Here is a 14324-nt window from a genome sequence, read left to right as displayed (position 1 = left end):
ACAGGGGGCAAGCCCGCGCCTGTTGTGGAGGCAAGTATCAGTGAGTCCTCAGAGATTCCCAACCGAAAAAATTTGCATCCCGTGGTGCTGCGGATGCTTCATCCCGCTGTTCACAGGGCAGGTATATTTTTGAGCAATGGGATTGCGTCAGCGGGACTCACGTAGCCCTACGGAAGGTGAGGGCAGGCATGCCCGCCGGGGTGGTGGCGAGAGGGGCGAATCCGGGCCAAGCTGAGGGTCGATTTTGCCGGACCACCCACATGCTTGATTCGACTCGCCGGGATGCGCGGCCGCGCATCGCCCCGGCCGGCCTGATGTTCCTTGCCATCACCTCGATCGGCTGGGGCTTCAATTGGCCGGTGACCAAATTCCTGCTCTCCGAGCTGCCGCCGTTGACGCTGCGCGGGGTGACCGGCGTGCTCGGGGCGGTGCTGCTGGCGGCGCTGGCGATCATCCGCCGGCAGAGCCTCAAGGTGGACCCTGCGATCTGGCCGCGCCTCCTGACCGCCGCCGTGCTCAACGTCACCGGCTGGATGGTGCTGATGGGCCTGGCGCTGCTCTGGCTGCCCGCGAGCGAGGCGGCGCTGATCGCCTACACGATGCCGGTCTGGGCCTCGATCATCGCATGGCCGGTGCTGGGCGAGCGGCCGACCGTGCTGCGCACGCTGGGGCTGGTGATGGCCTTTGTCGGGCTTGCCTCGATCATGGGCGGCAACGGCATTGCCGCCAGCGTCGAGAAGCTGCCCGGCATCGTCATGGCGCTCGCCGGCGCGCTGGGCTTTGCCGTCGGCACGGTGTTCTCGAAGAAATACCCGATCCATCTGCCGCCGATCACGGCCGCGGCCTGGCAGATCGGCATCGGATGCCTGCCGATCTCGATCATCGGCCTCCTGGTCGAGACAACGCATCTCTCCCAGGTGACGCCGGTCGGCTGGTGGCTGCTGGTCTATTCGACCGTGGTGCAGTTCTGCATCGCTTATGTCAGCTGGTTCGCAGCACTCGCCCGCCTGCCGGCCTCGGTGGCCGCGATCGGCACCATGGCGGTGCCTGTCATCGGCGTCGTCGCCTCCGCGCTCGCGCTTGGCGAGCCGCTGGGGGCAGGGCAGATCGCGGCGCTGGTCTTCACGCTGGCGGCCGTGGTGCTGGCGACGCGCTAGCCGTCCGGACGCCGGGGTATCAGTGGTCCTGAGGCTCTTTCTCTCGCCGGTGTTGTCCCGAGCCCGGCGGTTTCAACCGCAGGTCAGCAGGTGCGACAGCAAAGACTTCGAGGGCCTGGTCGTAGCCTTTGATGGTCCGCTGTCCGAGCGATGCCAACGGAACGCTATCCCTTACCCTTCCAGCGATAGTGGGATCAGCCAGGATCTGCGCGTCCTTCGCGAGATTGCAGAGCCGCGACGCCAAATTCACCACGGCTCCCATCGCCGTGTAGTCCAGCCGACCGTTATAACCAACCGTTCCTACCGTTGCCGGTCCCATGGCAACGCCCACACCAAAGCCGATCGCGTGGCCGGCGTCGCACCATTTGCCGGCAAGGGACTGCACCGTCATTTGCAGGTCAATCGCGAGTCGGACCGCTTGAGTTGCCGGCTGTTCGCATGCGACCGGGGCATTGACCAGGAGCATGACTCCGTCGCCATCAAAGCCGATGAGCGTTGCCTCGTGACGAGTCGTCACGGCGCCGACGGCCTCGTAGTACTCTCGCATGACGGCCATGATGACATCGGGTTCATTGCGCGTGGAGAACGCCGTGAAGCCGCGTAAGTCGCCAAAAATGACAGCTACTTCGCGTCGCTGCCCTTCGAGCAGTTCATGAGAATGCTCGACCAATTCGGCGACCTGTGATGGCAGGAACTGCTTCAGCCGTTCGATCCGCACAGATTTTTGCTGCGAGATCGCCAGTTCAGAAGCCATTTCATTGAAGCGCAACGCCAGTTGCTGCAACTCGTCACCGCTGAAGATTTTGATGCGATGCTCGAATTGTCCGGTTCTGATCCGCTCCACGCCCTCTTCCAGTTGCTTGATCGGGCCGGACATTCTGTGCGCGCGCCAATAGGCGAGCGCCAGCGCGATGAGAACACCAAAGGCAATGAGAATTGACGAGCGCCACAACGCCGCGCGAATTGATGCAAAGGCTTCCGAGGCCGGCTGCATCGCGATCACCGTCCATCCCACATCGGCGGCCTGAACGGATAGCGCCACCACCGGGTTGCCTTGGTCCCCGGTTATCACCGCCGCTTCGCTCGCCGCGCCGGCGAGATGCTTGATCCGGCCGAAACTGCCCGAGCTGGCGCGGCCGCGCAGGACCAGACTGATATCGGGATGTGCGATCAGATGACCGGAATCATCGACAACAATGGCGTAGCCGGTCTCGCCAATTCTAATGGCTGCGATGACATCCCAGATCAGCTTCAGATTGACCTCGGCGATCGCAACCCCCGCGGCCGGCAGGCTCCCAGCAACTGCGATCCTCATGTAGGGCTCTGAATCTCGCTGGTACTGAACCGGTCCGTACCAAACCTTGTTGGCGCGTGCGCCCAGAACAGCGGGATCCGTAGACATATCAATGCCGCGCCCGGTCCTGTTCAGATGCAGCCTGGAAACAAAGATCCGTTCGGTACCGGTCTCATCCAGAAGCGAAACCGAAACGATTGCGGGCACCTGCTGGAGGAGGCGCAAGGCATCGATCTTATGTTGCGCATCGTCTCCGGCAGACCAGGGAAGCTGCACCATCCAACCCAGCTGATCTCGGATGCCATCGGTGAACGCCTCGATCCTGTCGGACGCCGCGCGAGCATCGGCCTGCAGCACCGCGCTGATCTGGCGGCGCTGGTCTCGGTAACCGAAAGAAGCCTCGACGGCCGCGCCGAGTATCAGAGGCACGACCGCAGCGACAAACAACGTCGCGAAGTACTTGCAGAACAGCGAGCGACGCGGGGGCATCGTACACGAAGAGGACTGCGCAGCACCGTCCGACATAACTACTCTCAGGAGATCACCTTGCTGGCGCGAAACAGGATCGACGACACATCCAGGTCCGTACCCAGAAGCCTGGCTGTCTTCAGATTGACTGCCAGTTCAAACTTCTCGGGGCGCATCACCGGAAGATCTGACGGATTTTCACCGCGCAGGATGCGATCGGCATAAGTGGCGAGCCGAAAATAGGTCGTGCGCTGGTTTGCGCCGTAACTCAAGAGACCTCCAGCGTCACAATATTCTGACCAGCCAAACATCGAAGGCAGCCGGTGCGCGATTGCAAACTCCGCGATCTTCGCACGATGCACCAGCGTCACAGCATCGGGAAACACGAGGAGAGCATCCGCGTCCACCTTGCCGGCAGCCATCAACCCATTCTCGATTTCGCGAGCGCCACAGAACGGAACGTAGGCTGCCTCGATGCCGAGCTTCCGGCACGACTCCAAAGTCGCACGCCATTCCAATGGCTCTCCCGGATGATCCGTGTTCGAGAAGACCGCCAGTTTTCGCAGCTTTGGATAAATGTCCTTGAGCAGCTCAACGCGCTTTCCTGCCAGCTCGAGCGACAGGAATGTGCTGCCGGTGAAATTGGTGCCGGGGTGAGCAAGGCTCTTCACCACACCCAAAGCGACGGGGTCACCGCTCAGTGCAAACAGTACGGGGATGTCCGTGACCGCAGTCATGACGCGTGTCGCCGGACCGCCCGAGACCACAAGGTCGATATCCCCTCGCTGCAACTCGGAGACGATCTTGCGCAGTGCCTGCGGATCTCCGGGGGCATAATGCGTCTCGAAGGTTACGGTCTTGCCCTCGACGTATCCCAGCGCGCGCATTCCCTCGCGAAAGCCGTCCAGGAAGGGATCCGGTTCGGACTGAGTCGAGACCCAGAAGATACGATGCAGCTTGGCTCCGCCCTGCGCCCGCGCGATCGCAGGCCAGGCCAGTCCTCCACCAATCAACAAGATGAACTCTCGTCTCTTCATGCGAGCACCTGTCGAAGCTGCGCCGTCAATTCCGGCCGCAGACCAAGATCCTAGCTGTGCATCCGGTGACTGCGCTCGGTATCGCGCTCCGCGAGCGGACTGTTGCGACACCGGCTCCAACATTTGTCGCCGAGAGCATGCTCAGAGATTGGGCTGGTGAGACGATTTGTCCTTGAGATGCGCTTGATTTTTGCTTGAGACCGGCCCGATCGAGATCAAATCGGCCTTACTCGTTCACGGCGCGGTGTCTAAACACCTCGGGCGCGGATCCGGGCAAGCCACGGCGTCTCAAGAGGACAACCGGAACTCACATCCTGAGCCAGTGCCCTCGCCCCGTTATATGGTGTGACTGGCAACGCGCCTTCGGTAGTTCACGCGTTAGCTCGCCGTCATCGTCCCGCCATTCAGCGCCTTCCTGATCATCTCGGCGAGCTGGTTGCGGCGATAGGGCTTTGTCAGCAGCATCACGCCGTCATCGAGCTTGCCGTGATGGACGATGGCGTTGTCGGTGTAGCCGGAGGTGTAGAGCACCTTCACACCCGGCCGCAGCTTGGCCACCTCGTCGGCGAGGTCGCGCCCGCTCATGCCGCCGGGGATGACGACGTCGGTGAAGAGGAGATCGAACGGCTGGCCGGCCTCGATCAATTCCAGCGCGGATTTGCCGTCGGGCGCGGCAATCGTCTTGTAGCCGAGGCTCTCGAGCTGCGCGGTGACGAAGTTGCGCACGAGGTTGTCGTCCTCGACGACGAAGATGGTCTCGGCGCCGCCCTCGACCTGCGGCGCGACGGCCGCGGCCACGTCCGCCGTGCCTTCGCCCGGCGGCAGATAGAGCTTGATCGTGGTGCCGTGGTTTTCCTCGCTGTAGATCTTGATGTGGCCGCCGGACTGCTTGACGAAACCGTAGACCATGGAGAGGCCGAGGCCCGATCCCTTGCCGACCTCCTTGGTGGTGAAGAAGGGCTCGAACGCCTTCAGCTGGATATCGGGCGACATGCCGGTGCCGGTGTCGCTGACGGCGAGCATGACGTAGGGGCCGGCCACCACGTCCGCATGGGCCTGCGCATAGGCCTCATCCAGCACGACGCGGTGGGTCTCCAGCAGCAGCTTGCCGCCGTTCGGCATGGCGTCGCGCGCGTTGATCGCCATGTTGAGCACGGCGTTGGTGAGCCGGGACGGATCGATATGCGCGGTCATCGGCCCCTGTTCCAGCACGGTCTCGATCTGGATCTGCTCGCCGAGGGTAGGACGCAGGAGTTTCGCGATGTCGGCGATCGCGGCGTTGATCTCGACGTTGCGCGGCTGCAGCGGCTGCCTGCGCGCGAACGCGAGCAGATGCTGGATCAGCTCGGCGCAGCGCTCGGCGGCATCGTCGATCAGCTGCGCCGCGCGCTGAAGCTCGGGCTGCTGTTTCAGGCTCGCCACCAGCGTCTCGGTGTTGCCGGAGATCACGGTCAGCATGTTGTTGAAGTCGTGAGCGACGCCTCCGGTCAACTTGCCGATCGCGTCCAGCTTCTGCGACTGGTACAGCTGCCGCTCGGTCTCGCGCGACATGGTCGCGTCGTGATAGACCAGCACCGCGCCGGAGATGTCGCCTTGGCCGTCCAGCATCGGCCGGCCGCTGATCATGAGATGGCGGGGAGGATTGCCGCTGTGCGGGCGGACGATCATCTCCAGATCCTCGAACTGCTCGCCGCGCAGCACGCGCACCGAGGGCAGCTCGCTGGCCTTCATCGGCGTGACGCCATCGCCGTGAAACACATCCGACATCGCGCGCAGATTGCGCAGGTTCATGCCGGCGCGATGCAGCAGCATGCGCTCCGCGGCCGGATTGGACAGCAGGACGTTGCCTTCGGCGTCGATGACCAGCACCGCCTCCGCCATGCTGTGAAACGTGCTTTGCAGCACGTTGATCGACAGGCGCAGCTCGTCATGCGCGGTCACCAGATGCTCGGTGCGCTCGGCGACCGCCGCCGCGAGCGCATCCTTGGCGGCCGTGGTCTCGGTCAGCGTGCTCTGCAGCTGCACCGTGGCGCGCTGGCTCTCGCGCATCACCAGCGCCACCAGCAGCAGGATCAGCACGGCGCCGGCGACGTCGATGCCGAGCAGCACGATGCCGGTACGGCGTGAATCCTGGGAGCGCGCGGTGAGCAGGCGTTCTTCATCCGCGCTCAGATGGTCGAGATTGCCCATCACCGTGTCCATCAGACCGCGGCCCTCGGCCTTGCTGTTGAGCGCGGTAATGCCGGCCTGGTCGTTCGCCGCGCGCAGGCGCATCGCTTCGGCGGCGATCTCGACCCGGCGCAGCGCCAGCGGCTCGGTGCCCTCCAGCAGCGCGACCTGATCGGGATTGTCGCGCACGCCGCGCTTCAGCTCGGCCAGCGCCGGTGCGATCTGGACCCGCACGCCCTGAAACTCGTCGGCGAGCGTCTGGCTGCGATAGAGTTCATAGCCGCGGGCGGCACTCTCGGCGCGGCGCAGCAGCACGCGCAGATCGGAGATCTTCTTCTGCACCTGGACGGTGTGATTGACCCACGTCGCGTCGGACCGCGACTTGACGTCGAGGGCGATCGAGGCCGCGGTGATGATCAGGAGGATGGCAAGTCCAGCACCGAGAATGACGCGCTGCGTTGGAATCAAGGGGCTTCTTTCTTGTCCTTCGGCTGTGCGCTCTCGCCCGGACCGGCGAGACATTCCCGGATCGTGGTCAGCAGCGCGTCCGGCGTGAACGGCTTGCGCAGGCAGCGCGTTGCGCCGAGCTCCAGCGCCATGCGGAGGAAATCGGGAGAGGGCGAGGCGGATGAGGCGAAGGCATAGCCGGACATTGCGATCAGCGGAGTAGCTGGCGCGCGCTCGTGAAAGATGCGGATGGACTCGAAGCCGCGCATATGCGGCATGAAGATATCAACGAGCATCACCTCAAAGGCCTGCGCTTCCAGCGCAGCCAGTCCTGTTTCGCCGCCGTCGGCCAGCGTGACGTCGAAGCCCTGACGTTGGAGGAGGACCTCGATGGTCGCGCCGACCATCGGATCGTCATCAACCACGAGAATACGCGGCATGACACTTCCCAGTAATCGAAGTCCCCACTGTGATTGGTGATATCCGCGAATCGTGCCTCGGGTCAATTTTGGATTGGATCGGGGTAGATATGCACGGTGCGGTGCATAGGGTTGCGGTGCGTGTTCCCTCTCTTATTTCGGGCCCGCGTCATCTACGCGTCATGGTTCGCGCGAAGGCGCACGCGGCGCGCGAAGTGCGAGCAGCTTCGATGAAAGGTTGAAGCAAAGTCGAGGGGATCGCGAGGCCGAACGCGATCGGCAAGACAACAATCGGACACCGGTCAAGACAACGGCGCGCCTGCGACGGGCCATGGCCGCTTCATCCCTCGGCAGGGCGTCCCGGGAGTGACCGGCGAAACTGCAGCGGCTCGCAGAACAGACAAGGGCGGCGCCGGCCATCACCGGTGCCGCCCATAGGTTTGTTGCATCGATTGTTCAGGCCGTCTTACGGGCAGGGATGCCGCTGGCCGTCATAACCGAGATAGGTGCCGGAAGCCGGGTCGTATGATTTGTAGCGCTGCGCGCAATAGGCAGGGTCGCCGCCGCTATCCGGGACCACCGCCACGGACGGCTCATCATAGTAGCTGTCGCCATAGTAGTAGGGGTCATCGTAATAGCCGCCGCCGTAATAGGCATACGAGCCGAGGCCACCGATCGCCGCACCGGCCGCGAAGCCCGGCCAGAAGCCGCCGCGACGATGATGATGATGCCAGCCTCCGCCGCTCCAGTTGCCGCCGCGGCCTTGCCAGGTGCCGCCGTTGGCGGCTGCAAAGTTACGGCTGACGCCACCGGTGAAGGACGTGCCGCCGCCCGGACGTACCGCTGGGCCGGCCGCGAAGTTGCCGCCACCTCCCTGAAACGCGGGCCCGCCGCCAATTCGTGCTCCGCCACCGAAGCCGCCGCCGCCCATGCGCGCGCCGCCGCCACCACCGAAGTGAGCGCCGCCGCCACCGCCACCGCCGATGTGAGCACCACCACCACCACCGCCGACGTGGCCGCCACCACCGCCGCCACGGCCACCGCCGCCCGGCCCCTGTGCAAAGCTCGGTGAGGTCATGGGTAGAACGAGCGCCAGCGCTGCGGCGGCACTCAAAACTTTCAGACTTTTCATGATAAAACTCCTTTCCCAGAAGCAAACCCTATGAAAGGGCTGGGGTTCCTGGGATCACGCCGGTTTGCGCGTGAACGGAGCTTCGCTCTCAATGGCTGTACCCGGCATGAACGGATCGCGTCCGATTTGCGGCAGCGTTCCTGGCGAGCCCGGCGCATTTGCCGAGGGCGCCGCCGTCCCGCCGAACTGGACATTTCGCCGCCCGGATGGCATCAGGACCCGACGAAGCAGGGCCCTTGCCGCATGAAACAATTCTTCCTCAAGTTCTTCACCTGGTGGAATGGCCAGACTTTTGGCACCCAGCTCTGGACCAAGCGGTACGGAGAGCTGGTCGGCCAGGACGAGCAGGGCAATCTCTACTATCGCACCCGCGGCGGGGCGGTCGATCCGACGCTCGGCTTTGAGCGACGCTGGGTGGTCTATAACGGCTATGCGGAAGCCAGCCGGATCCCCCCGTCCTGGCACGGCTGGATTCATCACGTCGTCGATGTGCCACCGACCGAGGCCAACTATCAGCCGCGCGAATGGGAAAAGCCGCACCAGCCGAATCTCACCGGCACGGCAAAGGCCTATCGGCCCTCGGGCTCGACCCTGGCCAGCGGCAAGCGTCCGAAGGCGACCGGCGACTATCAGCCCTGGACGCCTGGCTAGGCTTTCCGTCCTCCTTCGACTCTCGATCGTTCGGTTGGATGCACGCGCATCCGACTCACCTTGCTGTGGACAACGGGAACAGCGGGGACGGCGTCTGCGCGGACATTGCGGCCAGGCAAGCCATGCGGCTCAATGACTCCATCTTACGGAGATGGGAGACCATCGCGTTCGGTTCGGGCAACAGTTCGCGACTGTCCCGAGATGCAGCGGCCGCCGAGTAAGGACTCGATCGGGAGATAGGCCCCCGGTCTGGAAGTTCCGAAATCGCCCGATGGAATGTGCAGCCGCCGTAAGACAGGAAAGGCCGCTCGGGAAACCGAGCGGCCTTTTTCTTTTGGGGACCGGCACGAGGGTCGCGTTCCCCCGGACGCTGCGCAGCACGAGGTGGTGCGCTGCAGAGCCGGGGCCCATGCAACAGCGACCCGTGTAGCCCCTGGGTCCCGGCTCTGCGCAGCAGCGTTGCTCGCTGCAGCGCGTCCGGGACACGCGAGCATCGGCCCGCGCTAGTTCACCCGCTCCGCCGCACGCTTGACCGCTTCCAGGCGCCGCGCCTGGTTTTGCGCGCCGCGCTCTCTCAGCAAGGCCAAGACTTCAGCGGGCGCCGTATCGGGTGAGCCCGAATTGAAGGGCGGGGCGGGGTTGTATTCCATCTGGAGCTGGATTGCTTCCGCCGTGGTGCGATCGACCATGAGGGAGACCAGCGTCAGCGCGAAATCGATTCCCGCGGTGACGCCGCCGCCGGTGATGCGATTGCGGTCGACGCAGACGCGTGTCTTGGTCGGCATGGCGCCGAACTGGCCGAGCATCTCGATCGCGCTCCAATGGGTGGCGGCGCGGTAGCCCTTCAACAGGCCGGCGGCGCCGAGCGCCAGCGATCCCGTGCAGACCGAGGTCACGTATTTTGCGCCTTCGGCCTGCTTGCGCAGGAAAGCCAGCACCTCTTCATCGTTGAGCAAGTCGTTGGTGCCGCCGCCGCCGGGAACGCAGATCACGTCGAGCTGCGGGCAGTCGGCGAACGTCGTGGTCGGTGTCAGCGTCAGCACGGAATCGCTCGGCACCGGCTCGATCCGCTTCCAGATCAGGTGCAGCTTGGCGCCGGGCACCATGGAGAACACCTGCAAGGGACCGGTGAAGTCGAGCTGGGTGACGCGCGGAAATACCAGAAGACCGATCTGGAGCGGTGACGACATCGGCAGGTCCTCCAAAGATGAGCTTGACGCGCGAAGACTGGCATGGTGCGGTTGTGTCTGGAATGGCGTAATTCCCTCTATTTCGGACATACCCTATGATCGGCATCCTGATCTTCCCGGATTTCCAGCTGCTCGATGCGGCCGGCCCGATCTCGGTGTTCGAGGTCGCGGCGCGCTGCACCGGCAAGACGCTTGCGCTGCGCGTGCTGGCCGCGAGCGCGGGACTGGTGCGCAGCTCGTCGGGCGTCGAGATGATGGCGCGTGATTTCAAGTCGGCGAATGCGATCACGACGCTGGTGATCGCGGGCGGCGCGGGCGTTGCGGATGCCGCGCGCTGCGAGGTCACGCGCGCTTTCGTGCAACGGCTGGCGCGGCGCGGCGTGCGCGTGGCGAGCGTCTGCTCGGGCGCCTATGTGCTGGCCGAGGCGGGGCTGCTCGACGGCCGCCGCGCCACCACGCATTGGGGGCGGACGCGCGATTTCGTCGCGCGCTATCCGAAGGTGAAGTTCGAGCCGGACCAGATCTTCACCCGCGACGGCAATGTCTGGACGTCGGCAGGAATTACGGCGGGCATCGATCTGGCGCTCGCGATGGTCACCGAGGACCATGGCGAGGAGATCGCGCAGGCAGCCGCGCGGCAGCTCGTGCTCTACCATCGCCGCAGCGGCGGGCAGTCGCAGTTCTCCTCCCTGCTGGAGCTGAAGACGCCGAACGGCCGATTTGGCGCGCTGTTGTCCTGGGCGCGCGAAAATCTCGAGGCGCCGCTGACGGTGGAGGACCTCGCAGATCGTGCCGGCATGAGCGCACGGCATTTCGCCCGCGCGTTCGCCGCCGAGACCGGCGCGACGCCGTCGAAAGCGATCGAGCGGCTGCGGCTCGAAGTCGCGCGCGAGCGCGTGCAGTCCTCGCGCGAGGCGATCGAGCTGGTCGCTGAGGCGACCGGCTTCGGCGATCCCGAGCGCATGCGGCGCGCCTTCATCCGCGCCTTCGGCCAGCCGCCGCAGGCGCTGCGGCGCGCGGCGAGGGCGGGCTAGGGGGGGCTTGTCGCAGCAGAGCTGGAGGTGTTCGCGCGTACCGTCAGGCGTCGCGCGATCGGCATCAGCATGTAAGGCGCAAGGTGAATCGGAAACTGCGTCATCGCGAAATAGAGCCAGGTGGTGGGCGGTAATGCGCCGGCCGTAGCCGCCAGCATCAGGCCGAGATTGCGCTGTGACACCATCAGCCCAAGCGCCAGCGCGCGCTCATAGCCGATGCGGCGGAATAGCAGCGTGGTGATCGCGAGCAGGGTGAAATAGATCGCGAACGAGAGAGCTGCGAGGCCGAGGGTGAACAGCGGCTGTGCGAGAAGGTCGCTGACGACATCGCCCATGATCGCAGCAGCGAAGATGAAGAGGATGATGATGTTGAGGCCGTCGATCGGCGCCTTGTGACGCTGGATCGCCGCCGCGCCGAAGATCCATCGGATGGCGGTCGCCGCCAGCAGCGATGCTGCGAGGATGCCAAGCAGTTTCAGGCCGAGCGTCAACGGCGTGACGCTGAGCATGTCGCCGAGGAAGAGGCCGGCGAATAGCGAGGCCGTGAAGGGCACCAGCGCGGTCGAGGTCACCAGCGTGATCAGCACGAGCGTGGCATCGAGACCCATCAGTGCGGCCAGGGCCGGGGAGGCCATCATCGGCGAGGCCATGCTCTGGAGCATCAGTGCGAGCGAAAGCCCGGGGGCGCGAGCCGTGAGCCCGGTTGCGTGGGCGATCAATCCGACGATCAGCGGCACGCCGATCGTGGTCCAGGCCGTGGCGGTTGCAACCAGCGCCGGCCGGCGCAAATGGCCGTAGAGGGTGGCCAGATCGACCCGCATGAAGGAGATGCAGAGCAGGCAGAGGATCGCCTCGGTCAGATAGGGACGCAGCAGCGCGCCGAGCGGTGGCACCGCAGCCGCGATGAAGACGACAGCGGCGACTCCGCGCGTGCCCTGGCTGCCGAGCCATGTCAGGCCGCGCATGGGGAGGGCATGTAGGAGGGCAGGGTGCATTTTGGCGTCCGGGAGAGCAACTCGAGAGCGAGGCTGGCTACTTGCCTTCAAATGGATTTACGACGCGAACTCCCGTAGGCTCAAAGTCCGAGACATTGCGCGTCACGACAGTAAGTCCATGCTCGAGCGCGGTGGCGGCAATCATGAGATCTGCGCTGTCATTGCCGAGCGCGGCGCTGAGAGCTCCCCAGCGACGCGCGGTCTGGAGGTCAAACGGCAAGACCTGGGTGCCGTAGAGAGCGAGAACGCGATCCAGCCAGGTGGCGAGCGCATCGGCAAAGCTCGGATCTGCAGCGCGTTGACGTTCGATTCCGCGTTCGATTTCGCCGATGCTGACGACGCTGAGGAAAAGATCTGCCGTTCGCTGCCGCTCCATCCAGGCGACCACCGACGGGTTGCGTCTGGTCCGACGCAGCTCGGACAGCGTGACGGTGTCGAGCAGAAACATCAGAGGCCGATGTCACGATCCGCGACACGCGCGCGCGGAAATTCCCCGTCGTCTTGCGGCATTTCAAGAAGCAGATCGGTCAGAGAGGGCGCCCGAGCGCGTTGCAGCTCCTGCAAGCGTTCAAACTCTGCGGCATTCAAGATCACCACAGCGGGTTTGCCATGCCGTGTCACCGTTTGCGGTGCGCGCTGCGCCGCATGGACCACCTCGCTGAAGCGGTTTTTTGCATCCTGCACCGACCAGACTCGCTTGGTCATACTCAGACTTTCTAGCTAGAAATTCTGGCTAGAATATGCGCCTCCTGGCGGCTCTGGTCAAGGACGAAGCCAATGCTCGCGGCGTTGCTATCCCAATCCCTTCAGCCACGCGCTGATCTCGCCGACGGCGACATTGGCCTGCTGCAACAGCTTGCCCATGGTGAAGAAGCCATGGAATTGGCCGGGATAGTGCTTGTACGTGACGGATATGCCGGCCTGCTTCAGCCGCTCGGCATATTCGTCGCCTTCGTCGCGCAGCGGATCGGCGCCGGCGGTCAGCACATAGGCCGGCGGCAGGCCGGCAAGGTCTTGCGCACGTGCCGGTGAAGCGCGCCAGTCATGGATGTCGGCGGCGCCATTGAGGTAGTGGTCGCGAAACCAGCGGATCACCGAATGCGTCAGCAGCACGCTGGTCTCGGGCTCGCTGTGGGAGCCGTGCGTCATGGCGAAATCGGTGGCGGGGTAGATCAGCACCTGGCCCGCGAGTGCGGGGCCGCCAGCTTCACGCGCGGCGAGCGCCACGACCGCGGCGAGATTGCCGCCGGCGCTGTCGCCGCCGATCGACAGGCGCGAGGCGTCGATGCCGAGCTCGCGCGCGTTCGCGGCGACCCATCGGGTCGCGGCGATGGCGTCCTCGGTAGCCGCGGGAAACTTGTGCTCGGGCGCGAGGCGGTAGTCGACCGAGATCACGATCAGCGCGCCGGCGTGGGCCAACTGGCGGCAGACGACGTCGTGGGAATCGAGATCGCCGATCACCCAGCCGCCGCCGTGGAAGAACATCAGCGCCGGCGACAGGCCGTCGTGCCGGCGCGGCTCCTTCGGAACGTAGAGGCGGGCGGGGATCACCCCGTGCGGCGCCGGGATCGATAGCGGCGTGGCGCGCGCGAGCTCAGGCGGCTCGGGGTTGGTGGCAAAGCGCGCCTGAGCATAATAGGCGCGCGCTTCCGGCGCTGTCAGCGTCTCGTAGGCGGGGCGGCCGGCCTCCTGGAAAGCCTTGTAGACGGCGGCGGCATCGGGATCGAGCACAACGGGCATGGAGGGGGGCACCTCGGGGGTTCCGGTTATCGTTGAATGTCATTTTCGGGCGATGCCCGCCTCGCGCCCCTGGGAGGGCTTTCCGACTATCCCACCGGTCGGCCGCCCTGGCCAGCGGACGGCGGGCAGGGCAGGGATGCCGCCCTTCCCCCGCCGTATTCCCCGTGTTAACCGGAGGGCCTGCGAGCGGCGGTATCCCCTGTAGAATGTCCAACAAGCCCGATTCGCTGTTGAAGCCGCGCGAGATGTTTCGAACCATTACCCTGACAGGTCTTGCGGCGCTTTTGGCCGCCACCGCGCTGACGGCTGCGACGCCGGCTCAGGCGCAGATCGGCACGATCTTTTCCGATCCGCCGCCGCTGCGCCCGCCCGGCAACATTCCACGCGGCCAGCCCCAGCCGCAGCAGATCCCCGACGACGACGAAGAGGTGCCGGAGCTGCCGCCGCAGGGCCGCGTGCTGCCGTCGCGCCCGATGCCGCCGCCGCCGGGCCGGCAGGGCAATGTGATGCCGGGACCGGTTGAGACCCAGCCTCTGGCGCCGCCGCCGGGCTCCACCGTCGCCCCGCCAAACCAGCCGCCGCCTGTGGCGG

The 14324-nt window shown here is 65.2% G+C and carries 13 protein-coding genes and 1 pseudogene; 4 read left to right on the top strand and 10 right to left on the bottom strand.

What is annotated here, in order from left to right; translation table 11 throughout:
• Positions 1-260 precede the first annotated feature (260 nt).
• Positions 261-1157 carry a DMT family transporter gene (locus XI03_RS04485; protein WP_038970176.1) on the top strand — a complete coding sequence of 299 codons (897 nt, stop codon included), beginning with the start codon at positions 261-263 and terminating at the stop codon, positions 1155-1157.
• 19 nt (positions 1158-1176) lie between these two features.
• On the opposite strand, the gene XI03_RS04480 is transcribed toward XI03_RS04485, so the two are convergent.
• From XI03_RS04480 to XI03_RS04460, 5 genes are all read right to left on the bottom strand, one after another.
• Positions 1177-2976 (bottom strand): cache domain-containing protein, encoded by a 1800-nt coding sequence (locus XI03_RS04480; RefSeq protein WP_271591446.1) that lies wholly within the window; start codon positions 2974-2976, stop codon positions 1177-1179.
• Between the two features lie 8 nt (positions 2977-2984).
• A complete protein-coding gene (locus XI03_RS04475; RefSeq protein WP_028144867.1) occupies positions 2985-3956 on the bottom strand; it encodes an ABC transporter substrate-binding protein in 972 nt (323 codons plus the stop codon).
• Positions 3957-4334: 378 nt separating this feature from the next.
• Positions 4335-6593 (bottom strand): CHASE3 domain-containing protein, encoded by a 2259-nt coding sequence (locus XI03_RS04470; protein WP_028144866.1) that lies wholly within the window; start codon positions 6591-6593, stop codon positions 4335-4337.
• Positions 6590-7012: a response regulator gene (locus tag XI03_RS04465; protein ID WP_028144865.1), complete on the bottom strand. Its 423-nt coding sequence runs from the start codon at positions 7010-7012 to the stop codon at positions 6590-6592. Before XI03_RS04465 ends, XI03_RS04470 begins: the two co-directional genes overlap by 4 nt.
• Positions 7013-7457: 445 nt before the next feature.
• Positions 7458-8123 (bottom strand): BA14K family protein, encoded by a 666-nt coding sequence (locus XI03_RS04460; protein ID WP_271591445.1) that lies wholly within the window; start codon positions 8121-8123, stop codon positions 7458-7460.
• A 243-nt stretch (positions 8124-8366) separates the two neighbouring features.
• On the opposite strand from XI03_RS04460, the gene XI03_RS04455 reads away from it, so the two are divergent.
• Positions 8367-8774 (top strand): NADH:ubiquinone oxidoreductase subunit NDUFA12, encoded by a 408-nt coding sequence (locus XI03_RS04455; RefSeq protein ID WP_028144863.1) that lies wholly within the window; start codon positions 8367-8369, stop codon positions 8772-8774.
• A 503-nt stretch (positions 8775-9277) separates the two neighbouring features.
• Here the strand turns inward: XI03_RS04455 and XI03_RS04450 are convergent.
• Positions 9278-9964 (bottom strand): DJ-1/PfpI family protein, encoded by a 687-nt coding sequence (locus XI03_RS04450; RefSeq protein WP_271591444.1) that lies wholly within the window; start codon positions 9962-9964, stop codon positions 9278-9280.
• 95 nt (positions 9965-10059) lie between these two features.
• Here XI03_RS04450 and XI03_RS04445 point away from each other — a divergent pair, with 95 nt between their 5' ends.
• On the top strand, positions 10060-10998 hold the full coding sequence (locus XI03_RS04445; protein ID WP_152103025.1) for a GlxA family transcriptional regulator: 939 nt from the start codon (positions 10060-10062) through the stop codon (positions 10996-10998).
• Here the strand turns inward: XI03_RS04445 and XI03_RS04440 are convergent.
• From XI03_RS04440 to XI03_RS04425, 4 genes are all read right to left on the bottom strand, one after another.
• Entirely contained in the window at positions 10995-11993 is a 999-nt protein-coding gene (locus XI03_RS04440; protein ID WP_271591443.1) for a Na+-dependent transporter, read from the bottom strand. The two genes, XI03_RS04445 and XI03_RS04440, sit on opposite strands and share 4 nt — an antisense overlap.
• 37 nt (positions 11994-12030) lie before the next feature.
• Positions 12031-12441 (bottom strand): type II toxin-antitoxin system VapC family toxin, encoded by a 411-nt coding sequence (locus tag XI03_RS04435; RefSeq protein WP_028144859.1) that lies wholly within the window; start codon positions 12439-12441, stop codon positions 12031-12033.
• Positions 12441-12698, bottom strand: a complete 258-nt coding sequence (locus XI03_RS04430; protein WP_028144858.1) for a type II toxin-antitoxin system Phd/YefM family antitoxin — start codon at positions 12696-12698, stop codon at positions 12441-12443. The genes XI03_RS04435 and XI03_RS04430 overlap by 1 nt, the downstream gene beginning before the upstream one ends.
• An 87-nt stretch (positions 12699-12785) precedes the next feature.
• Positions 12786-13733, bottom strand: coding sequence for an alpha/beta hydrolase (locus XI03_RS04425; RefSeq protein ID WP_271591442.1), 948 nt, complete (start codon positions 13731-13733; stop codon positions 12786-12788).
• 206 nt (positions 13734-13939) lie between these two features.
• Here XI03_RS04425 and XI03_RS04420 point away from each other — a divergent pair.
• A pseudogene (locus tag XI03_RS04420) lies at positions 13940-14324 on the top strand (DUF2155 domain-containing protein); the annotation flags it as partial.

This window comes from Bradyrhizobium sp. CCBAU 65884 (assembly GCF_028128835.1).
Lineage (GTDB): Bacteria > Pseudomonadota > Alphaproteobacteria > Rhizobiales > Xanthobacteraceae > Bradyrhizobium > Bradyrhizobium ottawaense.
This window is presented reverse-complemented; position numbering and strand designations above follow the sequence as displayed.

Coding starts and splice junctions, on each gene's coding strand:
- XI03_RS04440 (WP_271591443.1), bottom strand. CDS start 11,993: ATGCACCCTGCCCTCCTACATGCCCTCCCCATGCGCGGCCTGACATGG.
- XI03_RS04460 (WP_271591445.1), bottom strand. CDS start 8,123: ATGAAAAGTCTGAAAGTTTTGAGTGCCGCCGCAGCGCTGGCGCTCGTT.
- XI03_RS04435 (WP_028144859.1), bottom strand. CDS start 12,441: ATGTTTCTGCTCGACACCGTCACGCTGTCCGAGCTGCGTCGGACCAGA.
- XI03_RS04480 (WP_271591446.1), bottom strand. CDS start 2,976: ATGTCGGACGGTGCTGCGCAGTCCTCTTCGTGTACGATGCCCCCGCGT.
- XI03_RS04425 (WP_271591442.1), bottom strand. CDS start 13,733: ATGCCCGTTGTGCTCGATCCCGATGCCGCCGCCGTCTACAAGGCTTTC.
- XI03_RS04465 (WP_028144865.1), bottom strand. CDS start 7,012: ATGCCGCGTATTCTCGTGGTTGATGACGATCCGATGGTCGGCGCGACC.
- XI03_RS04455 (WP_028144863.1), top strand. CDS start 8,367: ATGAAACAATTCTTCCTCAAGTTCTTCACCTGGTGGAATGGCCAGACT.
- XI03_RS04485 (WP_038970176.1), top strand. CDS start 261: ATGCTTGATTCGACTCGCCGGGATGCGCGGCCGCGCATCGCCCCGGCC.
- XI03_RS04450 (WP_271591444.1), bottom strand. CDS start 9,964: ATGTCGTCACCGCTCCAGATCGGTCTTCTGGTATTTCCGCGCGTCACC.
- XI03_RS04445 (WP_152103025.1), top strand. CDS start 10,060: ATGATCGGCATCCTGATCTTCCCGGATTTCCAGCTGCTCGATGCGGCC.
- XI03_RS04430 (WP_028144858.1), bottom strand. CDS start 12,698: ATGACCAAGCGAGTCTGGTCGGTGCAGGATGCAAAAAACCGCTTCAGC.
- XI03_RS04475 (WP_028144867.1), bottom strand. CDS start 3,956: ATGAAGAGACGAGAGTTCATCTTGTTGATTGGTGGAGGACTGGCCTGG.